The sequence below is a fragment of the Pedobacter boryungensis genome, from assembly GCF_013204825.1.
GTDB classification, from domain to species: domain Bacteria; phylum Bacteroidota; class Bacteroidia; order Sphingobacteriales; family Sphingobacteriaceae; genus Pedobacter; species Pedobacter boryungensis.
Window position 1 is genome coordinate 603,223 of sequence record NZ_JABMKV010000001.1, and the last position, 25,175, is coordinate 628,397.

The window sequence follows — 25,175 nt, forward strand, 5'->3', positions numbered from 1 at the left end:
ATGGTAGCATTTATAAACAACAAAATAAACTGGATTTTCCTTTTACTGCTCATTATTGCTGTCCTGTCGGCAATGAAAATTGAGACCAAAAAACCAGTAGTAATTGGTTACGTAACAGGATATAGTGGTTTAATTAATGTAGATGAAATTGCTGCAGAAAAACTCACGCATATCAATTACGCATTTGTAAATGTAAAGAATAACAAAGCTTATTTGGATAACGAAAAAAGAGATGTAGAAAATTTCAAAAGGTTAAATACACTAAAAATAAAAAATCCAAATCTTCAACTATTAATTTCAATAGGCGGTTGGTCTTGGAGCGAGAATTTTTCTGATGCAGTTTTAACTGATTCACTTAGAAACGGCTTTGCAAAAAGTGCAGTTGATATTATCCGTAAAAATAACTTAGATGGCGTAGACATAGATTGGGAATACCCGGGTATGCAAGGAGAAGAAGGAAATGTTTACCGTATGGAAGACAAAATGAATTTTACACTCATGTTTGAGGCGATTAGAAAAGAATTGGATGTTTTAGAAAAAGAAACTGGTAAAAAGAAGTGGTTAACAACAGCTACCGGAGGATTTCCATATTTCTTAACCAATACCGAAATGGGAAAAGCTCAGAAATATCTAAATTTCATTAACTTAATGACTTACGATTATTATTCTTCAAAACAAGCAGGTCACCACACCAATTTGTATAATTCTAAAACATTATCAGATAATTCGGCAGATAAAGCCATTAAAGCATATATTAAAGACGGTGTACCCGCTTCAAAAATAGTAATGGGTATTGCTTTTTATGGAAGAAACTTAACATTAACTCCAAGTTCGCAAAGGGGTTTGGGAGATACCATACTTTCATCTGCAAATAGCTATGGCAAAGGATATACTTTTTTAAAAGACAGCTTAATTAACAAAAAGGGATTTGTAGAATATAGAGATGAAGATGCAAAAGCACCCTATCTATTTAATCCAACCACAAAACAATACATTTCTTACGATAATGAATGGTCTGTAGCCCAAAAATGTGATTACGTACTCAAAAATAAGTTGGGTGGTGTCATGTTTTGGGAATATAGTTCAGATAAAAAAGGGTATTTACTTGACCAGATTACCAAGAGTTTCAAATAAATTTACTTCAACAGATAAAAAGAGTGTTAAGACAAAAGAATTAAAATTATGTTGAAAAAAGTAAGTGTTACTGTATTGTTTTTTTTGAGTTTAAGCCAATTGCTTCATGCACAAACTTCAAAGCGATTAATTAACAATTGGGAATTTGTAAAGCAAGATTTAGGTGGAGTTTGGGAAGCGTTAAGACCTGTTAAAACAGGTAATCCTGAAGAACTTCCATTTTGGCAAAAAGTGAATTTGCCACATTGTTTTAATGCGACAGATGCAGTAGATCCTGATGTGAATTATTATCAAGGTCCAGGTTGGTACCGTTCAAATATTGAGGTTGAAAATCCTTTTGAAAACGGAAGGACATTGTTACATTTTGAAGGTGCTGGACAAAAAACTGCAGTTTACATTTACAATATTAAAGTTGCAGAACATGTAGGGGGTTATGATGAATGGACTGCAGATATTACGGATGCTGTAGCAAAGTTTAAGAAAACCGATGTTTTTAAAAGTCAATTTAAAGGAAAAATCCCTGTAGTTGTTCGATGTGATAATTCTAGAGATTTAGAAATGATCCCTTCAAATTTATCAGATTTTAATGTTTACGGTGGGATTTATAGATACCTAAACTTAGTATATACACCACAACTTTCAGTTGACAAAATGTTTGTAAAAGCGTCGATAAACGAAGTTGGTGGTTATGGGAAATTAACGGTTACCGCTCGCTTAAATAATCCAAACAACATCAAAAATGCTCAGGTAAAAATTTACATAACTGATCCTAATGGGATAGCAATTGCAGATTTTACCAGAGACATCAACACATTCAAAGGAGATTCATTACTGTGGAACTGGAGTTTAAGAGCGCCAAAATTATGGTCAACGGATGTGCCTCAACAGTATACCGTTCAAATGGACATCATTGCTGGAGGTCAAAAGTCTACAATCACACAAAAAGTAGGTTTCAGGAAATTCGAATTTATTAAAAAAGGTCCATTTATGTTAAATGGTAAGCGATTGCTGTTGCGTGGAACGCATAGACATGAAGATCATGCAGGTGTGGGTGCCGCTATGACAGAGGAGATGATTGCCACAGAAATAAAATTGATGAAAGAAATGGGTGTAAATTTCATCCGTTTAGGTCATTATCAGCAATCTAGAATTGTGCTTGATCTTTGTGACAGCTTAGGAATTTTAGTTTGGGAAGAAATTCCGTGGTGCAGAGGAGGTTTAGGTGGACCAATTTATCAGGAACAAGCAAAGAGAATGTTGACCAATATGATCGAACAACATTACAATCACCCTTCAATAATTATTTGGGGTTTAGGAAATGAAAACGATTGGCCAGGAGATTTTACAGAATTCGATCAAGAAAAGATTAGAACTTTTATGAAAGAATTAAATCAACTTTCACATCAGTTAGATCCTTCAAGAAGCACTGCTATAAGGAGATGTGATTTTTGCAGAGATATTGTAGATGTTTATTCTCCATCTATTTGGGCAGGTTGGTATCGTGGTTTTTACACCGAATACAAAGACGTTTCTTTAGAGGAGTTTAATAAATCTGATCGATTTTTGCACGTAGAATGGGGCGGAGATAGTCATGCTCGTAGACATTCAGAAAATCCAGATAATGCGTTGAGTAAGATTAAGAAAGGTGGCGGTGCAGATGAAAGAGCAGGAGATGCTTCACTATATGGAGGTGCGGCTAGAGTAAGTAAAGATGGTGATTGGAGCGAAAGTTATATCGCAAATTTAATCGATTGGCATTTAAAAGAACAAGAAACAATGCCATGGCTAAGTGGAACAGCCTATTGGCCATTTAAAGATTTCTCTACGCCAATTAGACCAGAAAATCCAGTTCCTTATGTCAATCAAAAAGGCGTTATTGAAAGAGATTTTACTAAGAAAGAGGCATTTTATATTTTTCAATCTTATTGGACAAAAGAACCAATGGTTCATTTATATGGACATACCTGGCCAATTCGTTGGGGAGAAGCAGGAGAAGAAAAAATGGTTAAAGTCTACTCTAATTGCGACGAAGCTGAATTATTTGTGAATGGTAAAAGCTTTGGTGTAAGGAAAAGAGATAGCCAGAATTTCCCTGCTGCTGGGTTACGCTGGCAAGTGCCAATGAACAAAGGTACTTACACATTTAAGGTAGTTGCTAAGAAAGGGAAAGTTGTAGTTACTGACGAAATTACGCAGGAGTATCAAACTGAGAAGTGGGGAAAACCTGCAAAAATGACCTTACAAAAAATTGATGAAAAAGATGGAATTGCAACTATTGAAGTGAAAGCTTTTGATGCGAAAAACGTATTGTGTTTAGATGCCATCAATTTAGTATCCTTCAGTTTAATAGGCGATGGAGAACTAATCAGAGATCAAGGCACATCAACTGGTTCGGCAAAAGTGCAGTTGTATAATGGCAGAGCAATTATCAAAATGAAAACGAACAATGCTAAAAGTATAATTTCAGTTCAATCTAAAGGATTACCAACTGTTTTTTTAAATCAATAAAATGAAGAAAATAAGTCTAAGCTTTGCATTCTTTTTGTGTATGTTATCGTGTTTTGCGCAAGGGAACATTAAGCAACAAACTATAGCTGTACTAAAACAACAGGTTTTAGCAGAGGCTGATTGGACAATGAAGCAAAGTCCAATCACCATCACAGCAGAAAGTTCACCAAGGAGTGCAGGTGGAAAACATGATTTCTTTTCAGAAGCAGATTATTTTTGGCCAAATCCAGCCAATCCGGATGGACCATACATTAATCGTGATGGAGAGACCAATCCAAATAACTTTGTAGCCCACCGCAAAGCGATGATACGGTTTAGCACAATTATTGGCGCTTTAGCATCAGCATATCAGCTTACACATGATGAAAAATATGTAAAACAAGCACTTATACATCTAAAAGCTTGGTTTGTAAATCCAGAAACCTTAATGAATCCAAATTTATCGTTCGCACAAGCCGTTAAAGGTTCGTCAACTGGTAGAAGTTGGGGGATTATTGATACTATCCATTTTATGGAAGTTGCACAAGGTGTTTTGGTGATGGAAAAGGCTAAGTCATTTGATAAACAAAGTTTAACAACGATTAAAAAATGGTTCGCTAACTATATTTTGTGGTTAAATACCAGTAAAAATGGTGTTGCAGAAAAAACATCAAAAAATAACCATAGCGCATGTTGGGTAATGCAGGTTGCTTCATTTGCTAAATTATGTAATGATCAATCGATGTTAGATTCGTTGCGTGAACGCTATAAAACTGTTTTATTGCCTAATCAAATGGCAACAAATGGTAGTTTTCCATTAGAGTTAGCTCGTACCAAAGCTTATGGATATTCTATTTTTAATTTGGATGCGTTTACGATGATCTGTCAAATTCTATCCACTTCAAAAGATAACCTTTGGAAATTTGAAACTGAAGACGGAAAATCAATTCAAAAAGGATTAAATTATTTATATCCATTTGTGTCAGATAAAAATAAATGGGTCTTAAAACCCGATGTCATGTTTTGGGATAATTGGCCTGTTGCACAACCTTTTTTAGTGTTTGGTGCGAATGCCTATCAAAATCAAAATTGGTTTAATACCTGGAAAAAACTGGATTTAAAACCAACAAACGAAGAAGTTATTCGGAATTTACCAATTAGACATCCCTTAATTTGGATGTAAACAGATAAAATTGAAAACAAAAACACAGTGTATGAAATTGAAAATTAATTTAATGGTAGGGTTAGTATTAAGTTTTTGTGCTTGTAAAGCCCAAAAAGTTGATGTTGCAAAATCATTTGCAAGTGCTGCAAAACAAACAGATGTATTAGTAAAAAATGTTGATTCTGCTAGATTAGTTAAACCGACATTGGTATCTCCAAGAACGGTAGAAAACGGACAATTTAAAATGGTGAATTCTAGAGACTGGACCAGTGGCTTTTTTCCTGCAGAACTTTGGTATTTTTATGCCTATACAAAAGATAAAAAATGGCTCGACTTAGCTAAAAAATATACTGAAGATATTAAAAAAGAACAATTCAACAAAGGTACACATGATTTAGGTTTCATGATTTATGGTCCCTTTGGTAATGGATATAAACTGACAAATGACCCTGATTATATGGCTGTAATCATACAAGCAGCTAAATCTTTGTCCACAAGATTTAACACTAAAGCTGGGGTGATTAAATCTTGGGATCACAATGGCGATAAATGGAAATATCCTGTAATTATTGATAATATGATGAATTTAGAATTGCTTTTTGAAGCTACTAAATTCACTGGCGATTCATCGTTTTATAAAATCGCGATTTCTCATGCCAATACTACCATGAAAAATCATTTTAGACCTGATTTTAGTTCTTGGCATGTGGTTGATTATGATACTTTATCTGGCAATGTGCGAAATAAACTAACAGCTCAAGGTTATTCAAACGAATCAGCATGGGCTAGAGGTCAAGCGTGGGCACTGTATGGATATACTTTATGCTATCGATATACACACAACGCAGCTTACTTAGCGCAAGCAAATGGCATTGCTAATTTTATTCTAAGCAGTAAAATTACTCCAGAAGATGGTATCCCATATTGGGACTATAATGATCCGCAAATTCCGAATGTTTCGAGAGATGCCTCAGCTGCAGCAATCACTGCTTCTGCATTATATGAATTAGCAACTTACAGTAAAGAAAGTAAAAGATATAAGGCTGCCGCTAATAAAATTTTATCGTCTTTAAGTACAAAATATACGAGTAAACCTGGGGCAAATTATGGTTTTATATTAGAACACAGCACAGGCCACCGTCCTGCAAAGTCTGAAATTGACGTACCCATAAATTACGCAGATTATTATTATTTGGAGGCTTTGTTAAGAAGTAAGGGGTTTAAACAATGAGGAAAATTATAGGTATTTCTTTTGGGATTATTATGGCCTGTAGCTATTCGGTTGCAGCTCAAGATAGTTTAGATTTTAACCAAAAGGTTGAGGTTAGAAAAGTATTAAATAACTCAAGTGATAAAGCTTCATTTACAGCATATAAATATTTTAAAACGAGATCATTAAGTAGTTTATCTAAATTTAAATCTAAGCCAATAAGGACAGATAAATACGGTGGTAGAATGGATAAAAAAGAACATGCTACCGGGTTTTATTATACAAAAAAAATAGCTGATCGTTGGTGGGCAATTGATCCACAAGGGCATTTGTTTATTCATAATGCATTAAATGCAGTAAGCATGGGTTCATCTGATCGAAATAAAGATGCCTTCACTAAATTATATGGTAACGAAAATCAATGGATCACAAAAACACAGGATTTTTTAATCGAAAATGGTTTTAATGGAACAGGTGCTTGGTCTAATACGAAGGCAATTCAAAACTCACCTTTGCAACAAACTAAACCCTTGGCATATACTATCAATTTAGATTTTATGAGTGCTTATGGGGACAAGAGAGGCGGCACTTATGTTGTTCCTGGACATAAGGGTTATCCTAACAATGTGATTTTTGTATTTGATCCTGCATTTGAAACTTTTTGCGATGAAGCTGCAAAGAAATTAGTGGCCAATCAAAATGATGCCAATTTGTTCGGTTATTTCTCAGATAACGAAATGCCTTTAGGTATTAAGAATTTAGATGGTTACCTCACTTTAAAAGATCAACAAGATCCAGGGTATTTGGTCGCTAAAAAATTTATTGACAATAAAGGAGTAGCAGCAGATAAAATTACAGATGTAGATCGTCGTGAATTCTTATCGATAGTAGCTGATAAATACTTTTCTATCGTTTCAAAAGCAATTAAAAAATACGATCCAAATCACATGTATTTAGGATGCAGGTTTCATGGTCAACAGGGTTTTATTGCAGAGCTATGGAAATCTGCTGGTAAATATTTAGATGCTATTTCAATGAACTATTATAATGCATGGACGCCCGATCAAGCATTAATGGCTAATTGGACAGCATGGTCTGGTAAACCATTTATCATTACCGAATGGTATGTAAAAGGAGATGACTCGGAATTGGGAAATACAGCAGGAGCAGGATGGGTAGTTAAAACACAATCAGACAGAGGTTTATTTTATCAGAACTTTACCTTAGGTTTAATTGAATCTAAAAATTGTATTGGTTGGCATTGGTTTAAATATATGGATAACGATCCCTTACAAAAAGGTGCTGAACCATCAAATACCAATGCAAATAAAGGTGTGATTGATAATAATTACCAAGTCTATCAGCCTTTACTAGAAAAGATGAAAGCATTAAATTTTCAGATGTATCAATTGGCAGATTTTTTTGATCAAAAGAAATAGATAAAGCTATTTATCGCCATGAATAAAAATAATCAGTGGTTGTAGTGTTTTTGATGTGGTTGCAAAAAGCAGTCACATCAACTATACAACTATTTTAGCAAAGCATAACAGCATAAAAACATAACTATAAAAATGAATAAAATTTCGAGCCTAATCCTACTACTTTTTATCGGATTTGCACCTAAACTAAATGCACAAAAAAAATCTATTGACCAACGTGTAGATTCAGTATTGAAACTGATGACTTTAAAAGAAAAGGTTGGTCAGCTTAATCAATATTCTGGGAGAGAAGTAACAGGACCGACTAGCGATAGGAAAAATTACTTGCTAAACGATATCAAAACTGGTATGGTAGGTTCAATGTTAAATGTGAAAGGCGTAAAAGATACAAGGGAAATACAAGCAATCGCTTTACAGTCTCGTTTAAAAATTCCTTTATTATTTAGTTTAGATGTTATTCATGGCTATAAAACGGTATTTCCAATCCCTTTGGCTGAGTCTGCATCTTGGGATATGTCTGCGATAAGAGAAACTGCACATGTTGCAGCAGAAGAAGCAGCAGCATCTGGCATCCATTGGACATTTGCACCAATGGTGGATATTGCTCGCGATCCACGTTGGGGAAGGGTAATGGAAGGTGCAGGTGAAGATACTTACTTAGGTTCGGCAATTGCTAAAGCACGAGTTTTAGGTTTTCAAGGCGATAAATTAGGAGGAGTCGATGCAATTATGGCCTGTGCAAAACATTTCGCAGCTTATGGTGCCGCAATTGCGGGAAGAGATTACAATCCTGTAGATATGAGTGAGCAGCAATTAAATGAGATTTATTTACCTCCCTTTAAAGCAGCAGCCGATGCTAAAGTAGCTACTTTCATGAATTCGTTTAACACTTTAAATGGTATTCCGGCAACAGCTAATTCCTATTTACAACGTGATATCTTAAAAGGACAGTGGGGCTACAAAGGGTTTGTAGTAAGTGATTGGGGCTCTATGAGAGAAATGGTGCCTTGGGGATATGCTAAAAATGGAAATGAAGCTGCACAAAAAGCAATCTTAGCAGGTAGCGATATGGATATGGAAAGTGAAGTCTACAAAAAAGAATTAGAAAGCTTAGTGAAGAGCGGTAAAGTTGATATTAAGTTTGTAGATGATGCTGTAAGACGCATATTATACAAGAAGTTTGAACTAGGTTTATTTGATAATCCTTACAAATTCTCTGATGAAAAAAGAGAAGCTAAAGTAATGAATGATCCTAAACACAAAGAAATTGCAAGATCAGCAGCTAGAAAATCAATTGTGTTATTAAAAAATGAAGGTAATATCCTGCCTTTAAAGCAGAACTTTAAAAACATTGCGCTAATTGGGCCAATGGTAAATGCAAAGCGGGATCAGGCTGGAAGTTGGGTAGTATATGCTGATACAGCAAATATTACCAGTGTTTATGATGGCTTACAGACAAAATTTAGCAATACAACCAAATTCAGTTATACACAAGGAACTAGTGTCACAGATACAAGTTCTGCAGGTTTTGCTGCTGCTATTGCTAATGCAAAAAATGCAGATGCAGTAATTATGGTTTTAGGTGAAACTTGGGATATGAGTGGTGAATCGAAATCGCGGACAGATATCAGTTTACCAGGTCGTCAGGAAGAATTATTTAATGCAGTTAAAGCTACTGGAAAGCCTGTAATTGTGGTAATTATGGCTGGTCGCCCTTTAATTTTTAATAGCATTGCTGATAAAGCAGATGCAGTTGTGTATGCTTGGTTTTTAGGTGATGAAGGCGGGAATGCTATTGCTGATGTGTTAAGTGGGGATTACAATCCTTCTGGTAAATTGCCAATTAGTTTCCCTAGAAACGTTGGTCAAATTCCAATTTTCTATAATCATTACAACACAGGTCGTCCGGTTACAAAACCTAAAGATATTACCTACAAATCTGCTTATATCGATTCGCCAAACGACCCTAAATTTGCGTTTGGTTATGGTTTGAGTTATACAAACTTCACATACAGCAACTTAAAATTAGATAAAACAGCTCTTCAAAAAGGACAGACAGTTAAAATAAGTTTCACACTAACCAATAGTGGCAAGGTAGCTGGCGAAGAGGTAGCTCAATTGTATATGCAAGATAAATTTGCATCTATTGTAAGACCAGTTAAAGAATTAAAAGATTTTGCAAAGGTGAAGTTAAATGCTGGAGAAAGTAAAACGATTACCTTCGAATTAACTCCTGAAAAACTAGCATTTTTTAAAGAAAAAGAAGGTTGGATTACCGAATCTGGAGATTTTAAAGTTATGGTTGGAGGTTCTTCTGATTCAATTAAGCTAGAAACAAGCTTCGAATTGAAATAAGTTAGTTAAATAGTCCATTAGTATTACTGGTTTTGTTGTTGCAAAAATTTACGAGCTGGTTACTACTGGACTTTCACAATGAACTAATAAATAATTAAACTTTTTACGCTAACGTTTCCGTAACTATTTTTCAGGATTCGGCACTATCAAATTTTTTAATTTCTTAATATTGGTTATCCATTATTAAACAAAATGAGTACAAACCATAAATTATTACAAACATGGCGTTGGTACGGTCCATCAGATCCTGTAAGCCTACAAGACGTTAAGCAAGCAGGTGCTACTGGAATTGTTACTGCCTTACATCATATTCCGCATGGCGAAGTATGGCCTTTAGCAGATATCAAGGACAGAAAAGCAATTATAGAAGAAGCAGGCCTAACTTGGTCTGTAGTAGAAAGTGTACCCGTTCACGAAGCTATCAAAACACGGAGATCGGATGCCAATAAGTATTTAGCAAACTACAATGCATCATTAAAAAACCTTGCAGAGTGTGGTATAAAAACTGTTTGCTATAATTTTATGCCCGTACTAGATTGGACGCGTACACAGTTAGATTTAACAATGACAGATGGCTCTAAAGCTTTGTATTTTAACTGGACAGATTTAGCGATTTTTGATTTATATATTTTTAAAAGGGAAGGTGCTGCTGCAGATTATAATGAGAATATCTTAGCGAAAGCGAGAGCTAAATATGCAAAAATGAGTGCAGCAGAGCTGGATGAATTACGCATAAACGTACTAATGGGTATCCCTAACGAAAAGGAAATTGAAATTGAAGCACTACGTACGGCAATCGACGAGTATACAGTAATAGGTACCAAAGGCTTAAAAGAAAATTTAACATGGTTTTTATCCGGTATAGCCGAAACTTGTACGCAGAATGGAATTAAAATGACCATTCACCCAGATGATCCACCTTATCCAATTTTGGGTTTACCTCGTATTGCGAGCACTAAAGAAGATTTGACCTATATTTTAAAAAGCGTAGACCAAGCATTTAATGGGATTTGTTATTGCACAGGCTCGTTGGGGGCAGGTATGGATAATAATCTAGTCGAAATTTTTGAAGCTATAAAAGAACGTGTTTACTTTTTGCATTTGCGTAACGTAACCAAAGACGAAGAAGGTAATTTTTATGAAGCAGATCATTTAGGTGGTGATGTAAACATGTACGAAGTAATGAAAGTGGTTACTGCTGAAAACAGTAAACGAAAAGAACCTATTCCTTTTAGACCTGATCATGGACATCAAATGTTAGATGATTTAAATAAAATAACAAATCCAGGTTATTCAGCTATTGGGCGTTTACGCGGCTTAGCAGAACTCCGTGGTTTGGAAGTCGGTGTAACAGGAAATTATTAGCATAACTTTTGCATACGCAAGAAAAGCCTGTAAGTACATCACTTACAGGCTTTTTTATACATGCTGATATTTTTAGGCTTTAAATTAATAATTAGTTAGTTTAGTATAAAAATTTATAGACAATGAAACATTATTTTATCGTCGCTACAATAGCTTTAGCGATTCATCCTTTTTTTGCAGTTCATGCGCAAACCAAACCAGAAGAGACAGAGTTTTACACACCGGTTCCGGCAATAGTTACGCCTGGGTCTACAAATAGCACAGCACCTTCTGATGCAATTATCTTATTCAACGGAAAAGATTTAAACGAATGGGTAAGTGTTAAAGATAATGGACCTGCCAAATGGATTGTAAAGGATGGGGCAGTAACTGTTGATAAAAGCACAGGTAACATTGAAACCAAAAGGAAATTCACCAACTATCAATTACATATCGAATGGCAAATTCCTTCAAATATTACAGGCGAAGGACAGGCAAGAGGTAATAGTGGCTTGTTTTTAGCCTCTACTGGCAGTGGAGATGCAGGGTATGAGTTGCAAATTTTAGATTCATACGCAAATAAAACATATACAAATGGTCAGGCAGGCAGTATTTATAAGCAAACTACGCCCTTGGTAAATGCAAATAGGAAACCAGGAGAGTGGCAAAGTTATGATGTAATTTGGACGGCACCTGTATTTAATGAAGATGGAAGTTTAAAAAGTGCAGCAAGAGTAACTGTGCTATTTAATGGAGTATTAATACAAAACAACTTCGAACTTAAAGGGCCAACACAATACATTGGGAAAGCAAGTTATGCTAAAGCTCATGGTGCATGTCCAATTAAATTACAAGCACATGGTGATAAAAGTGAACCAATTAGCTTCCGCAACATTTGGATAAGAGAACTGTAGACTAATTTACAGCGTTGATGACGGATTTAATAACCTATTTATCCTTGTAATTCGTTAAAAATCAATGTGAAAACAATGTTTGTGGCTAATTAACAGCTGATAATTTTAAAATTTATTAAAATTATCCTTTCAAAATTATATCTTTGCAACATCATACAAAAACGATATCCATTGTTTCTGTGTGGAGATGCCTCCATAGCTCAGCTGGATAGAGCACCGGTTTTCTAAACCGTAGGTCATAGGTTCGAATCCTATTGGGGGTACACGTTTTTAAGCCATAACTAAATTCATATTTGGTTATGGCTTTTATTTTAAGTAAAAATCTTGATTTTACAGCGAAAGATGCTTTTGAAGACTTTTAATCTTAGATTTTCTATTAATAGAATTTAAATCTCGGAAATTGTCAGATCAGCCAATCTTCATCTGAGTAGCGAAAGTTTCAAAGAATTTGGTTACGTGTAGCCCATCGCATAGTGCATGGTTGACATGAACGGAAACTGGAAGCAATACCTGATCGTTCAGTTCGCTTAGCTTACCGAAAACGATCTTGGGAATGCTGTCTGTCACACCCGTCATTTGTGCGTGCTGCATGCTGCTGAACCTTATTCCCGGTAGGATAGAATAGTGAATGATGCTGTCCAGTGTGCTTTCCAGTTTCAATCCAGTGTCCATTCTTACCGAATTTATAGCAAGTTGCGCCTCTTTGGCAAATGTTCCAAAATCCTTATGGTAGTTAAAATAGGCAAAGCCAAATGTTTCGTCATTTCTCAGTACGGTAATTGAGCCTGAGATCTGCGCATATTCAATTACGTTGTCACCCTGAATCCTGTAGCGGAATTCTCTTACCAGATTAGCAGCTGCCAAGGATTTGTGGAGGTAGTACATTAAAAAGGGAACCTTGTAAGACTTGCAGAACCTATAGGCCTGGGTACAGTTGATTTCGCTTGTAACACCGAAAAAGGGCTGTTGAAAGTTTCTAAAAAAATTATAGTGGTCTTGGCGCTTCCACTGGCTGATATCTATGTTATATTTGTCTGTGTTTTCCATTGATGCAAGTTGCCGATTTGTCTAGGCTACTGATATGCACTAAAGGATTTAAAATATGCACTAACGGATTATGTACCAGATCACGGGATCCAACTTCAGCGAATTGATTACAAGGGAGTTTACCTCTGATGTGCTATCAAAGCAATCATTTGGGGAAATGGCGAGTGTCTTCGAGTGCAAAACAAATAGTCTTAGGGCTGCTGATTTTGACATTTTAAGGTTTAGCGCCAGTTTTGACGAACAACTAGAAGTAACTGATTTCATCGACACTAGTCATGTAAGCATGCATTTCCAGCTCTCCGGCTACTCCAATGCATCCATTTCAGGACTTGATGGGGACAAGCCAATGCAACAGGGGAGATTCAATGTGTTTAACTGCGTTGATCCAGTAAGCTCTTTTGTTTTTCCAAGGCAAAAGAAGTACGAATATATTTGTGTAGGCCTTAAACCTTCGTTTTTCAATGGTATACTAGAAAAATGCGGAGATGGGTACAGCCAGTTACTGGAGCGCAGCATTGAGAGGAAGGGATTTAGCTTATTTACAGATGGAGTAGGAAGTAGTCTTGCCCAGCTGGAAGTCCTAAGGTTGCTCCATAAATCCCCAGTTTCAGATGGGTTGATGAATGAATACCTAAAGTCAAAGGTAAGCGAATTGGTATTGCTTTCTTTGGATGGCTGGCTGACAAATAATTCCAAAAAAGAGTCATGGAGTGCAGCCGATTTGGAGAAACTTCAAGCGGTCAAAGAATATCTTGACAAAGAATACCTTTTGCCAGTATCCCTAGAAGGATTGGCTAGAAAGTTTCTGCTTAACGAGTTTAAGCTAAAAAAAGGATTTCGTATGCAATTCGGGAGCACAGTCTTTGGCCATATCCATTCACTTCGGATGCATCATGCTTCGCTGCTACTTGAAAGTGGTGGATTAAGGGTTGGAGAAGTTGCGGCGATAGTAGGCTATACTTCCGATTCCTCTTTTATAAGGTCGTTTAGGAATTTTTATGGCACTCCACCCGGTAAAACAAGGTAGGTGTCATTAAAAACGATATCGCAAATTAATACTGGACTTTTTGATGTGAGCCATTAAAAGCTTCTTACACATTTGTAAGAAGCTTTTTTATTTTCTATTGTCCTCACCTTGAAAGCTAGTATCTCTTCAGCTTTAACTACCTAATCATTAATGTGGTCAGGTACTAATTTGCTCTTATTGAAGAGATAATTACAGAGATAGTAATCTTACATACTGCCGAACATCATTTCTGAAAATGACTACAGTCACTATTTAATTTTCGCTTATTCAACAAATTTGATAAGTAAACAAATAGTCATGAAAACTTTGTTCAATTTATCTCTTGCTCTTTCTTGTCCTAAATATACTTCTATGCCAAGATCCTTGTGTGAGTTAATTGATAGAAAAATCTTTATCGACATGATGTATGCTAGCAAAAAAAATAATCTAAATAAATTACTATGATCCCAAAAATGATGAAAGCTGCTGTGCTCCATGAGTTCGGTAAGCCCTTAACAATTGAAGAAGTAGAAGTCAAAATGCCTGGTGAAAACCAAATCCTGATCAAAGTTATCGCAAGTGGTGTGTGTCACACAGACCTGCATGCATGCATGGGTGACTGGCCAGTTAAACCAAAACTTCCTTTGATACCAGGACACGAGGCTGTTGGTTATGTGGTGGCATTGGGACGTGGAGTTGAAAATATTAAGGAAGGAGATATCGTTGGAGCTCCATGGCTTTTTAGTGCCTGCGGTTGCTGCGAATATTGCATTACTGGCTGGGAGACATTGTGTGAAAGCCAACAAAATGGAGGATATAGTGTGGATGGAGGCTATGCAGAATATGTCGTTGCAGATAGCAGATATGTGGCCAGGTTCCCAATGGGTATTGATTTTTCGGAAATGGCGCCTATTACCTGTGCTGGAGTAACAGTATATAAGGGCTTAAAAGAAACCGAAGCGAAACCCGGAGAATGGGTTGCCATTTCAGGAATAGGTGGACTTGGCCATCTTGCCGTCCAATATGCAAAAGCGATGGGCATGCATGTAGCTGCAATTGATGTTTCGGATGACAAGCTGGAACTGGCAAAACAACTTGGAGCCGATTTAACCGTAAATGCAATGCAAAATGATCCTGGTCTTTTTCTAAAAGAGAAAACTGGTGGTATGCATGGTGTTTTGGTAACAGCTGTCTCACCAATAGCTTTCAAACAAGCACTTACCGCACTCAGAAGAAAAGGTACAATTTCATTGAATGGTCTTCCACCAGGAAGTTTTGATCTACCAATCTTTGAAACCGTACTGAACCGATACACTGTGAGAGGATCTATTGTTGGTACGAGAAAAGATATGCAGGAAGCGATAGGCTTTGCTGTAGACGGCAAGGTTAAGGCAACTGTTCATACTGCTAAGCTTGAAGATATAAATGAAGTTCTAGAGCAGATGAAAAAAGGAGAAATAGAAGGGCGTATCGTACTTCAGATCGCTCAACCATAAATATTAAAGTTAATTATCATGAAAAATATTCTGGTAGCTACCGACTTTTCTGCACCCGCTGAAAATGCTGCTCATTATGCAATCGGACTTGCAAAGAAATTGAAGGCCGACGTTATTTTATGTAACGCTTTTAAAGTTCCTGCTGATGCACCAATGGCTGCTCAAGTTGCTTGGCCGTTGGTCGAGGAGGCAGACATGGAGCTTGAATCTAATGGTAACCTCAATGAACTCGTCAAAAAACTAGAAAAAACAAATTGCGAAGCTATAGATAGCTATTGCCCAAAGCTTTTATTTGAAAGTGAGAAGGGCAAGGTCTGTGAGGTAGTATCTGAGATAGTAAAGCTGAAAAAAATTGAGCTGGTAGTAATGGGAATGGCTGGTGCGGGACAATTGGTGCAGTGGGCTTTGGGAAGCAACAGCAAACAGATGATCGATGATGCAGATTTTCCGGTGCTCTATGTGCCTTTTAGTGCCAAGTTCTTAGATATTAAAAGAATCGCCTTTACCACAGACCTTTCTAGCGAAGATCTTGAGCCATTGCAATTTCTGTGCATCATGGCAAAAGAGATGGATGCAGAGATTGTGGTGTACAACATCACTAATTTTGAAATGCAAAAGACAGCGGAGGAGGAGGGACTAAATAAGCAGTTTTTAAAAAACGTAGTTAGCAAGTTGGATTACAAAAAGATTAGGTATGAAAACATATGGCATTCGGATATGAATGAAGGATTCAGGTGGATTAGGAATAACAAAGAGATTGATATGATAGCAATGGTGCATCGTCAGCATTCGCTTGTTGATAAACTCGTAAATGGCAGTTACGCCCATAAGCTATCTAGGTACACGAAAATACCCTTACTTATTTTTCAGCCCTGCGAAAAAATCTATAAATAAAAAGAGAATGAAGATAAAAAAAATTAGTGTGCTAGGCTATGATACAAGGTATTGGTGGCTTCTATTGGGTGGGGGTATACTTTTTATTGCCCTCGGCACATGGATTATTCTTACGCCAGAAAAAACCTATCTATTTATGAGCCAGCTTCTTTCAGCCGGTATGCTGTTTACAGGTTTGTTCGACGCGACTTTTTCTGTATTTAATAGCAGAAGGATAAAAGATTGGGGATGGATTTTTACTGGTGGAGTTATAGACACAATATTGGGTGTATATTTTTTAAACTATCCTTTACTTTCTCTCATTTTTATGCCTATGGTAATAGGTCTATGGATGATGTTCAGGGCATTCATGACTGTCAGCAGCCCAATAGCTCTTCAGGCTCTTGGTATAAAGGACTTTTTTCTACTGATTTTAACCAGCGGCATCCTCATACTGCCCTCATTAGTGATACTGATAGACCCGTTTGCTGGCCTTGCCAACATGGTGATCATAACGGGAATAGGTTTTTTGCTCTCCGGTATTTTCAGAATTATTTTCTCCCAGCAACTTCGAAAGCTCAAAAAAGTGCATATTTCGGTAAAGAGGAGAAAAAAGTATCTCGATCGTCATGTTGGATAACTTCAAGAAATGACACTGAAAGTATGGTTTAAAATAAATTTAAAGCAAATTGTTCGCGATGTTTTAAAGCATATTAAAATTTTATATCCTTTATTCATAATCTTAAAGTTTTGTAGACCAAACCACTACAAGCCTTTCATTTATAAGTTGACAGCAAAACTCCCGTTTATTGATGAATTTTGTACTTAATACTAAGTACTATTACTCAATAATCTACCTACTTATGGACAGTATTCACGAAAAATATGACGTGTCGATCTTGCAACAATATAAAGTTGGACTTTTTTACCTTTTTATTTTGTTCTTGGGTGCGCTCATCGCTTTTCCTAGAGCAGTTAGAGAGAAGTTATTTAAGTAACTGACGAAAATAACTTATTCATTTCAGTATAACCCTTCTATATTCTCGCCCTTGGCATTTACTTGTCTTCAATCCTAGCTTTTAAAAGCTGCGATATTCAGTCCAAGATAATATTTGAGTTATGAAAAATCTCAAAGCAATATTCTTTACGTTATTTTTATTTTGCAACTTATCATTATTTGCCCAAACTGGTTGTATAGCCAGTGGTATTCCTTTTCAGTCCGATGGAACAATGTATTTGAGCTATAATGGTTCAACTGGTTATTATGATTTATATGGTGCAAAAAGTACAACCCCATATTCTACATATTGCATAACTGCTACAGGCCGTAGCTGTTTAGTGAGAGGACTCGGTGTTTATAGTGGTACTGAAGTAACTTATGGACCATTTCCTTGCCCTGTTGACTCTAATTTATATATTCTTTTGGGTTGCTGTGGACTATATTTTGTTATTAAAGTTAATAAAAGAAAATTTCCATAATTATCTTAAAATCAGAACATAAGTTGAGCAGATAAGCATCATTAATGCTAATAACCATAATCTCTTGAATACAGATATAGATTTTATTAACTTAGATAAGTATATCAAAATTATTAATTAACGTTAATGTTAGTTTAACACGATTTTAATGCAATACAGCTAACTTTGATAGAATAATTAGTCTAAAATCAATGATCAAAAAATACCTCTTATTTTTTATTTGCTTTTTCCTTTTTCAACAGGTAAATGCGCAATGGCCAGGGAAAATTGAAAACACCGCTCAAGTACTACTTCCAAACGGATGGAAATTAAGCCCTGCTGGTCACTCATTATCACTTGGAGATTTACCATTAAATATGCAAGTGAGCTCATCAGGAAAGTTTATTGCCATAACCAACAATGGTCAAAGTACACAATCTCTTCAGCTTATTGATGCCAAAACAGAAAAGATACTAGACGAAAAAGTATTGAGCAAATCATGGTATGGATTAGCGTTCAGTAAAGATGAGAAACACCTGTACGCATCTGGCGGAAATGATAACCTAATATTAGATTTTAGTCTTAAAAATAATAAGCTAGCAGGAAGCGATACCATCAAATTAGGGGATGCTTGGCCAAAACGTAAAATTAGTCCGGCTGGTATTGTGGTTAACAAAAATAACACGAAGCTTTTTACAGTAACCAAAGAAGATAGCTCGCTGTATATCATTAATCTTTCAGATAAGAAAATACAAAAAAGAATTCAACTGCCTGCAATAGCTTATAGTTGTGTATTGTCATCAGATGAAACGAAATTATATATTTCTTTATGGGGAGGCCGGGCAATTGGAGTTGTGAATACCATAGAAGAAAAATTGAATGCCACTATCCCGGTAGGAGATCACCCCAACGAACTTTTATTGACTAAAAAAGGCAATTATCTCTTTGTAGCAAATGCAAACGATAATACAGTATCTGTTGTTAGTACGCTAGATAATAAAGTAATTGAAACAATTGGCACTTCTTTGTATGCCACACAACTTACAGGTTCTACTACCAATGGATTAGCGCTTAGTGGAGATGAGAAAACATTGTATATCGCCAATGCGGATAACAATTGTTTAGCAGTATTTGATGTTACAAAGCCTGGTACAAGTCAGAGCAAAGGTTTTATCCCAGTAGGATGGTACCCAACAAGCGTTAAGACTTTAGGAACTAAAATTTTGGTGACTAATGGAAAAGGAAATACCTCCATGGCAAACCCTCAAGGACCTCAACCTTTATCTAAATCAGATAATAGTGGATATCAGATGGGAAGTACCGCAAATAGTAGATTACAATATATTGCTGGCTTGTTTAAGGGGTCATTATCATTTATTTCTTCACCAAATCCAGAACAATTAAAGTCTTATACCAAACAAGTGTATGCAAATACCCCTTTTACCGATAAGAAGGTAGCTGTTGCAGATGGAGAGAAAGGAAACCCCATACCACGCAGATTAGGAGAAAAATCACCTATCAAACACGTATTTTATATTATTAAAGAAAACCGTACCTACGATCAGGTTTTAGGGGATATGCCTAAAGGCAATGGAGATTCTACACTTACACTTTTTGGAAAACAAATTACACCAAACCAACATGCTTTTGCAGAAAATTATGTGTTATTAGATAATTTTTATGTGGATGCCGAAGTAAGTGCAGATGGACATAATTGGAGTATGGCTGCTTATGCAACAGATGTGGTAGAGAAAACATGGCCAACTAGTTATGGTGCTCGTGGCGGTACTACTAATTATGAAGGTGGCAGACCAGTTACGTATCCAAGAGGCGGTTTTATATGGGATTATTGTCAACGAGCAGGCGTTACTTACCGTAGTTATGGTGAGTTTGGCGATTATGGAAAGGCAAACATCAAATCATTGCAAGGACATATATGTCCGCAGTCTCCTGGTTTTGATATGGATATCACGGATCAGGTTAGAGCGGATGCATGGATTCATGATTTTGATTCATTGCTAGTTGCAGGCGTAGTTCCACAATTTAGCACGCTTAGAGTTTCCAATGATCATACTAGCGGGCAAAAGAAAGGGAAGATTTCTCCTCAATCTGCAGTAGCAGATAATGATTTGGCGGTAGGTCGAATATTGGATAAATTATCACATAGCCCAATTTGGAAAGAATCTGTTGTTTTTATATTGGAAGATGATGCTCAAAATGGGCCAGATCACGTTGATGCACATCGTTCGCCCGCTTATGTAATTGGTCCATACGTTAAAAGAAATGCGGCTATACATACCATGTATTCTACGTCTGGTTTTTTAAGAACAATGGAACTTATCTTAGGCTTACCACCAATGAGCCAATATGATGCTGCGGCAATGCCTTTGTTTGAATGTTTTACCAATAAACCCGATTTTACACCATATAATGTAATCATACCTTCAATAAATCTGAATAATAGAAATGTTGGAGTAAACGAAAGCAGTAAGCGATCAGAATTCTTCAATTTTGCCAAGGAAGATTCAGCTCCCGATTTAGATCTGAATGAAGTGATTTGGAAATCAGTTAAAGGAGAAAATTCAATAATGCCTGTACCTAAAAGAAGTGCATTCGTCATCCTAGAAAAGAAAAAGAAGGATGTTGATGATTAACTATTAATTAACCTAATTTTAAGTACAAGCATCACTGTGTAGTTATTTTTTTAACCTATTTACCTTCTCTAATCCCATTTCTTATACCTAAAATCAAAGAAGCCAATTACCAAAACGCCTACCAAATAGGCAACCGAAGACCATAAAACTCCTGGTACTTTTGCAACGTTTTGATCCATAAATATAAAACCACTATAGTTAATCGGGAATTTAGCTGCATCAATTACAGGGTAGCCAAGCATATTGATCATTCCTAAAATAAAGAGCATCACTCCAGCACCCATAGGGATTAAGAAACTTTTAAAACGTAAGCCCATCCAAAATTGTATGGCTGAAAGACCCAAAATTGCTACATAGGCCTTTGCAAAGTAGAGTAACATTTTTTCCCAATTTAAAGGATGTGCATAAAAATGGAACTTTGGATTTAAAAAGGAAGATATCACTCCAGATAAAGCAATAAATGCAATGCTTGCACAAATGAAAACGATAATAATTAGCTGAAAGATGATAAATTTAGAGAAATAAAGTTTTCCGTAAGATTGGGGCGAAGCCAGTACTTGCTTCCACGTATGGTTTCTATATTCAATTTGAGGCAATAGGGTACTCGTTAAAATAACGAACATAGGAAGGAATACAAAACTAATAATTCCAGCAGCCTGATAATAATAATAGTCCCAAGCTCCCTTGGCCATTTTTACAATATCATCTGAGGGTTTTCCACCATCATGTGTTTCACTAATTGCCAATAGCAACAATGCAGGAGCTATAATTGCGGCCACGAAAGTTAATATCCAAATCGGCGATCGCTTTGTTTTTGTAAATTCTGATCGTAAAGTAACAGCTAAACTCATGCGTGTTGTGTTGTTAAATCCATAAATAATTGTTCAAGGTTGTTTTGTTGTGGATGAAGCAAGTAAATGTCCAACTGTTTATCGTGTAGTGTTCTACACATGGTTGCAATTTCTTTTTCATCTGTATAATTCACTGAAATAGCATTGCCACTAAGTTCTGGTTTGTAGGAGTGGAGTACTTGCATGGCCAATTGATCATCTGAAGTATGAATAAGCAACTGAGATTGTTTCTTTTGTAGTTGACCTAACTGTGGTAATGAACCTTGAAAAATAATTTGCCCTTTAGAAATGATCCCTACTTGCGTTACCATTTTTTCTATTTCAGCAAGTTGGTGACTCGACATTAAAATCGTCATCCCTTCTTCCTTGTTTAATTTTTTAACTAGTTCTCTCAATTCAATAATCCCAGTAGGATCTAAACCATTTGCAGGTTCATCTAAAATTAGTAATTCTGGGTTTGGCAATAAGGCAAGGGCAACAGATAAACGCTGCTTCATTCCCAAAGAAAACTGGCGTACTTTTTTATTTCCAGTATTTTCTAATCCAACAATTTTTAATACTTCAATTAATCTAGCCTTTGTAGCGCCATATAGCTCTCTATAAACTTCTAGGTTTTCATTTGCCCTTAAATGACCATATAAAGATGGGTTTTCGATTAATGAACCCACTTTTCTTAAAATCTCAATCCGATTGCTTGCAAAGTCTTTTCCAAAAATTTCGATCTTGCCTGTCTGTAACTTTGTTAAACCCAGAATCAAACGTAAAGTAGTCGTTTTGCCAGCCCCATTCGGGCCAAGAAATCCGTAAATTTCTCCTTTTTTAACAGCAATATTAACGTCCGTAAGTGTTTTTACCCCTTTAGTATGTACATGCGTTAAGCCAGTGGTCTTAATACTATAGTTATTATTCATAATGTATTTAATCAAAAAGAGCTTGGAGTGCTCATTTAACCTTCACACCCCAAGTTCTCTACTACAAACTTGTACCTTGAGAAACGTCGTTATTGTTAATTCCTTTTTTGTTTTTCTTAATACTGTCTTTCAATCTACCGAAACGATAATTTATACTTGTGGTAAAATTTCGCTGATAATTCTGGCTAAAATTTTCTTGAGTAAAGCCAGTTCCTGTGATGTATCTAATGTTATCTCTATACTTATTAAAGGCATTATTAGCAGCAAAAGAAAGAGAAAGCTTATTGTCTAAAAAGTCTTTATTTACACTAAATGAATAGAATACAAAAGAGTTAGAAGTACCTTGAATAGATAAGTTAGGTCCATTATAATTCACACTTGCAGTAGTCTGCCAAGTTTTAGTAGGGCGGTATGTTAATGAGGTAAAGGCACGTCTCATTAATCCTTTATTCTCAAGCTCAACACCGTTAATTTTGGCTGTTACCATGCCATAATTCGCCATAGCACTAAGGGTACCTCTTAATTTGCTATTAAATGGATAGTTCAAATTAAGATTTAATCCTACTAACGTAGCTGTACCCGTATTTGCATAACTATTTTGAGTAACAGTGCCTACCGTTATAGCACTTGGCATAATAATGTTTGTACCTCTAAGTGCACGTACACTAATATTGACTGCTAATTTTTTAAATCTGCTATAAGTCATCTCAATACTATGTCCTTTCATTGGTTTTAAATCAGGATTTCCAGATGAAGTAAAGTTTGGATTAGAACGATCAACGAAAGGATTCAGTTGATTGATACCAGGACGTTGTATTCTTGATGTAAAACCAAAATTGATACTGCTTTCTTTAAATTTACGGTTAACAGAAATCGAAGGAATTAAATTTAATGAGTTTTTATCTAGGATAGTACCCGATGAATTGGCATCTATCTGAGTTTGTTCTAATCTAACTCCAGCTTTAACTCCCCATTTTTTGAGATTAAATTGATAAGTGTTGTATACCCCGTACACATTTTGTTGATTATCAAAAACATTTGTTCTTAAAGGGTCTAAAATATAACTACCTGAAGAATTTAGAGATAAGTATTCAAAATCACTACTGTTATCTCTAAAAATAGCTTTGATACCTGCTTCCATTACTACTTTTTTAAATGGATGCACATAATCTACCTGAATGGTTTGCTCTACAGAACCACCTGTATTATCTTGTTTATAGTTAGGCTCTGTATAGGCAAAAGGATTAAATACTTCAACATTGTTAAATTGATGATTGCTAAACTGGTAGTAGCGATAAGAGAAGGTTAATAACTTGTTTTTGTCTTTTTTAAACCCTAATTGATAGTTTAAAGCTGCATCAATACCATCACCAAAACCTGTTGAATTGTTATTAAGGTTATAACGTTGAAGCATTGAAGTGGTATTGTTAAGTACAGAATTTTGTGTGCTTAAACTTTCATTCGAGTTTGCATTATAATTTATCTGACCAGAAATTAAATTCAAGCTATCAATCTCATAACTTAATTCAGCTCCAACATATCCACTTTTTCCAGAATAATCGCTCGTACCCGTTTGAAATAGCTTAGTTGGGTTACTTTCTTGGGTAAGTCTTAAGATACTATTGGTTAATTGTGGCGAACTATCTAAACTTGCACCTGCATTTGTTGCAATACCAAATTTTCCTGTCTTTGCTGTAAATGTTCCACCAATACCAGGCCCACCCACAGGGAAACGCTCACTTACATTAATAGTACCATTAGTACCATTATCAGCTTTTTTATAAGTAACAATATTAATAATCCCTGCTAAACCTTCACCATCATATTTTGCTGGTGGGGTAGTAATTACTTCAATACGCTCAATACTAGAAGCAGGCATACTTTTTAAAATATCTTTTGGGTTTCGCTCTACCATTCCAGATGGTCTTCCATTAATTAAGATCTTATAATTGCTATTTCCTTGGAGTTGTATATTGTTATCGCCATCAACAGAAAGCATTGGTACCTTACGCATCATTTCTAATACATTATTTACTTTGCTTTCCGGATCTGCCTTTACATCATAAGAAATACGATCAATTTCTTGTTTAATAAGTGGTCTATCTCCAGTAATGGTTATACCCTTGAGCTGAGTAGGAGAAGATACTAAGGAAATTTGATTTAAATTTTTTGAAGTGTTACTTAATACTACTGGAATTGTTTTGGTTTGATATCCTACGATAACAATCACAAGGCTATAATTTCCGGCTGATAAACCAGTAAGTGTAAAAGAGCCATCTTGGGCTGATACAACTGATTTCACTTGGATTTTTTTATCGTTTTTAAGTAGAATAGTAGCAAAACCGATAGGTTTTTGAGCTACTGTGTCAATGATTTTACCACTAATCTGTAATGATGTAGGGGTTTGACTGGTTGCAGTTAGGCTTAATAAAATGCACCAAATTGAGAGTAATAAATATTTCATACGCGTGTTATTAAATTAGTGTATTAGTTAAATAGTACACAAGTATACGTACTTTTTTTTTACTTCCAAATTAAATGTGATAAACAGCTAAAAAAATGTGACGAAAAGAGATTTTTTAAAGACTTATAAAATTTAATAAGCAATAAGGATTTGTGAAATAGGGCTGTGTTTTAATCAAAAATGATCTTAGTAACCATTAAATTTCAATCCATTAAAATTTTCAAGAGAAGTTAATGTTTGATAGTAATTATCGTTTTATAGTTTTTTATGGTTTTAATAAGAACTGTATTAAAAAGGTAAGTAAGCGTACAATTAGCTAACTCTTTCTAAAAGTTTAATGAATACCTGTCTTTTTCGCTTACAATTC

General features: G+C 35.7%; 18 protein-coding genes and 1 tRNA gene. 15 read left to right on the forward strand and 4 right to left on the reverse strand.

Going from position 1 to position 25,175, the window contains the following annotated elements:
* From HQN85_RS02595 to HQN85_RS02635, 9 genes are all read left to right on the forward strand, one after another.
* Nucleotides 1–1,134: a glycoside hydrolase family 18 protein gene (locus tag HQN85_RS02595; RefSeq protein ID WP_246249587.1), complete on the forward strand. Its 1,134-nt coding sequence runs from the start codon at nt 1–3 to the stop codon at nt 1,132–1,134.
* A 48-nt stretch (nt 1,135–1,182) separates the two neighbouring features.
* Nucleotides 1,183–3,642, forward strand: coding sequence for a glycoside hydrolase family 2 protein (locus tag HQN85_RS02600; protein ID WP_173268784.1), 2,460 nt, complete (start codon nt 1,183–1,185; stop codon nt 3,640–3,642).
* 1 nt (nt 3,643) lies between these two features.
* A complete protein-coding gene (locus tag HQN85_RS02605; RefSeq protein ID WP_173268785.1) occupies nt 3,644–4,804 on the forward strand; it encodes an alginate lyase family protein in 1,161 nt (386 codons plus the stop codon).
* Nucleotides 4,805–4,835: 31 nt separating this feature from the next.
* The gene (locus HQN85_RS02610; protein WP_173268786.1) at nt 4,836–6,017 is read left to right on the forward strand and encodes a glycoside hydrolase family 88 protein; all 1,182 of its coding nucleotides are present in this window, start codon (nt 4,836–4,838) and stop codon (nt 6,015–6,017) included.
* Complete coding sequence (locus HQN85_RS02615; protein WP_173268787.1) at nt 6,014–7,435, forward strand: agarase; 1,422 nt, start codon at nt 6,014–6,016, stop codon at nt 7,433–7,435. Before HQN85_RS02610 ends, HQN85_RS02615 begins: the two co-directional genes overlap by 4 nt.
* A gap of 132 nt (nt 7,436–7,567) precedes the next feature.
* Nucleotides 7,568–9,790, forward strand: a complete 2,223-nt coding sequence (locus HQN85_RS02620; protein ID WP_173268788.1) for a glycoside hydrolase family 3 N-terminal domain-containing protein — start codon at nt 7,568–7,570, stop codon at nt 9,788–9,790.
* Nucleotides 9,791–9,982: 192 nt separating this feature from the next.
* A complete protein-coding gene (gene uxuA, locus HQN85_RS02625) occupies nt 9,983–11,155 on the forward strand; it encodes a mannonate dehydratase (RefSeq protein ID WP_173268789.1) in 1,173 nt (390 codons plus the stop codon).
* Nucleotides 11,156–11,277: 122 nt separating this feature from the next.
* Nucleotides 11,278–12,048, forward strand: a complete 771-nt coding sequence (locus HQN85_RS02630) for a 3-keto-disaccharide hydrolase (RefSeq protein ID WP_173268790.1) — start codon at nt 11,278–11,280, stop codon at nt 12,046–12,048.
* 189 nt (nt 12,049–12,237) lie between these two features.
* Nucleotides 12,238–12,311: transfer RNA gene (locus HQN85_RS02635), tRNA-Arg, on the forward strand.
* Nucleotides 12,312–12,456: 145 nt separating this feature from the next.
* Here the strand turns inward: HQN85_RS02635 and HQN85_RS02640 are convergent.
* A complete protein-coding gene (locus HQN85_RS02640; protein ID WP_173268791.1) occupies nt 12,457–13,095 on the reverse strand; it encodes a chloramphenicol acetyltransferase in 639 nt (212 codons plus the stop codon).
* Nucleotides 13,096–13,165: 70 nt separating this feature from the next.
* On the opposite strand from HQN85_RS02640, the gene HQN85_RS02645 reads away from it, so the two are divergent.
* From HQN85_RS02645 to HQN85_RS02670, 6 genes are all read left to right on the forward strand, one after another.
* Nucleotides 13,166–14,122 (forward strand): helix-turn-helix transcriptional regulator, encoded by a 957-nt coding sequence (locus HQN85_RS02645; RefSeq protein WP_173268792.1) that lies wholly within the window; start codon nt 13,166–13,168, stop codon nt 14,120–14,122.
* 440 nt (nt 14,123–14,562) lie between these two features.
* Nucleotides 14,563–15,597: an alcohol dehydrogenase AdhP gene (gene adhP, locus HQN85_RS02650; RefSeq protein ID WP_173268793.1), complete on the forward strand. Its 1,035-nt coding sequence runs from the start codon at nt 14,563–14,565 to the stop codon at nt 15,595–15,597.
* Nucleotides 15,598–15,615: 18 nt separating this feature from the next.
* Entirely contained in the window at nt 15,616–16,491 is an 876-nt protein-coding gene (locus HQN85_RS02655) for a universal stress protein (protein ID WP_173268794.1), read from the forward strand.
* A 7-nt stretch (nt 16,492–16,498) separates the two neighbouring features.
* Entirely contained in the window at nt 16,499–17,110 is a 612-nt protein-coding gene (locus HQN85_RS02660) for an HdeD family acid-resistance protein (RefSeq protein WP_173268795.1), read from the forward strand.
* 479 nt (nt 17,111–17,589) lie between these two features.
* Nucleotides 17,590–17,949 carry a hypothetical protein gene (locus HQN85_RS02665; RefSeq protein WP_173268796.1) on the forward strand — a complete coding sequence of 120 codons (360 nt, stop codon included), beginning with the start codon at nt 17,590–17,592 and terminating at the stop codon, nt 17,947–17,949.
* Between the two features lie 191 nt (nt 17,950–18,140).
* Nucleotides 18,141–20,582 carry a bifunctional YncE family protein/alkaline phosphatase family protein gene (locus tag HQN85_RS02670; protein ID WP_173268797.1) on the forward strand — a complete coding sequence of 814 codons (2,442 nt, stop codon included), beginning with the start codon at nt 18,141–18,143 and terminating at the stop codon, nt 20,580–20,582.
* Nucleotides 20,583–20,650: 68 nt separating this feature from the next.
* Here HQN85_RS02670 and HQN85_RS02675 read toward each other — a convergent pair whose 3' ends face one another.
* From HQN85_RS02675 to HQN85_RS02685, 3 genes are all read right to left on the reverse strand, one after another.
* Entirely contained in the window at nt 20,651–21,433 is a 783-nt protein-coding gene (locus HQN85_RS02675) for an ABC transporter permease (RefSeq protein ID WP_173268798.1), read from the reverse strand.
* Entirely contained in the window at nt 21,430–22,344 is a 915-nt protein-coding gene (locus HQN85_RS02680; protein ID WP_173268799.1) for an ABC transporter ATP-binding protein, read from the reverse strand. The genes HQN85_RS02675 and HQN85_RS02680 overlap by 4 nt, the downstream gene beginning before the upstream one ends.
* Nucleotides 22,345–22,405: 61 nt before the next feature.
* Nucleotides 22,406–24,808: a TonB-dependent receptor domain-containing protein gene (locus HQN85_RS02685; RefSeq protein ID WP_173268800.1), complete on the reverse strand. Its 2,403-nt coding sequence runs from the start codon at nt 24,806–24,808 to the stop codon at nt 22,406–22,408.
* Nucleotides 24,809–25,175: the final 367 nt, after the last annotated feature.

Bases quoted from the DNA above. Each gene is read 5' to 3' on its own strand.
- HQN85_RS02630 (WP_173268790.1), top strand. From the start codon at position 11,278: ATGAAACATTATTTTATCGTCGCTACAATAGCTTTAGCGATTCATCCT.
- HQN85_RS02675 (WP_173268798.1), bottom strand. From the start codon at position 21,433: ATGAGTTTAGCTGTTACTTTACGATCAGAATTTACAAAAACAAAGCGA.
- HQN85_RS02595 (WP_246249587.1), top strand. From the start codon at position 1: ATGGTAGCATTTATAAACAACAAAATAAACTGGATTTTCCTTTTACTG.
- uxuA (WP_173268789.1), top strand. From the start codon at position 9,983: ATGAGTACAAACCATAAATTATTACAAACATGGCGTTGGTACGGTCCA.
- HQN85_RS02620 (WP_173268788.1), top strand. From the start codon at position 7,568: ATGAATAAAATTTCGAGCCTAATCCTACTACTTTTTATCGGATTTGCA.
- HQN85_RS02605 (WP_173268785.1), top strand. From the start codon at position 3,644: ATGAAGAAAATAAGTCTAAGCTTTGCATTCTTTTTGTGTATGTTATCG.
- HQN85_RS02680 (WP_173268799.1), bottom strand. From the start codon at position 22,344: ATGAATAATAACTATAGTATTAAGACCACTGGCTTAACGCATGTACAT.
- HQN85_RS02600 (WP_173268784.1), top strand. From the start codon at position 1,183: ATGTTGAAAAAAGTAAGTGTTACTGTATTGTTTTTTTTGAGTTTAAGC.
- HQN85_RS02660 (WP_173268795.1), top strand. From the start codon at position 16,499: ATGAAGATAAAAAAAATTAGTGTGCTAGGCTATGATACAAGGTATTGG.
- HQN85_RS02615 (WP_173268787.1), top strand. From the start codon at position 6,014: ATGAGGAAAATTATAGGTATTTCTTTTGGGATTATTATGGCCTGTAGC.
- HQN85_RS02665 (WP_173268796.1), top strand. From the start codon at position 17,590: ATGAAAAATCTCAAAGCAATATTCTTTACGTTATTTTTATTTTGCAAC.
- HQN85_RS02645 (WP_173268792.1), top strand. From the start codon at position 13,166: ATGTACCAGATCACGGGATCCAACTTCAGCGAATTGATTACAAGGGAG.
- HQN85_RS02670 (WP_173268797.1), top strand. From the start codon at position 18,141: ATGATCAAAAAATACCTCTTATTTTTTATTTGCTTTTTCCTTTTTCAA.
- HQN85_RS02655 (WP_173268794.1), top strand. From the start codon at position 15,616: ATGAAAAATATTCTGGTAGCTACCGACTTTTCTGCACCCGCTGAAAAT.
- HQN85_RS02610 (WP_173268786.1), top strand. From the start codon at position 4,836: ATGAAATTGAAAATTAATTTAATGGTAGGGTTAGTATTAAGTTTTTGT.
- HQN85_RS02640 (WP_173268791.1), bottom strand. From the start codon at position 13,095: ATGGAAAACACAGACAAATATAACATAGATATCAGCCAGTGGAAGCGC.
- adhP (WP_173268793.1), top strand. From the start codon at position 14,563: ATGATCCCAAAAATGATGAAAGCTGCTGTGCTCCATGAGTTCGGTAAG.
- HQN85_RS02685 (WP_173268800.1), bottom strand. From the start codon at position 24,808: ATGAAATATTTATTACTCTCAATTTGGTGCATTTTATTAAGCCTAACT.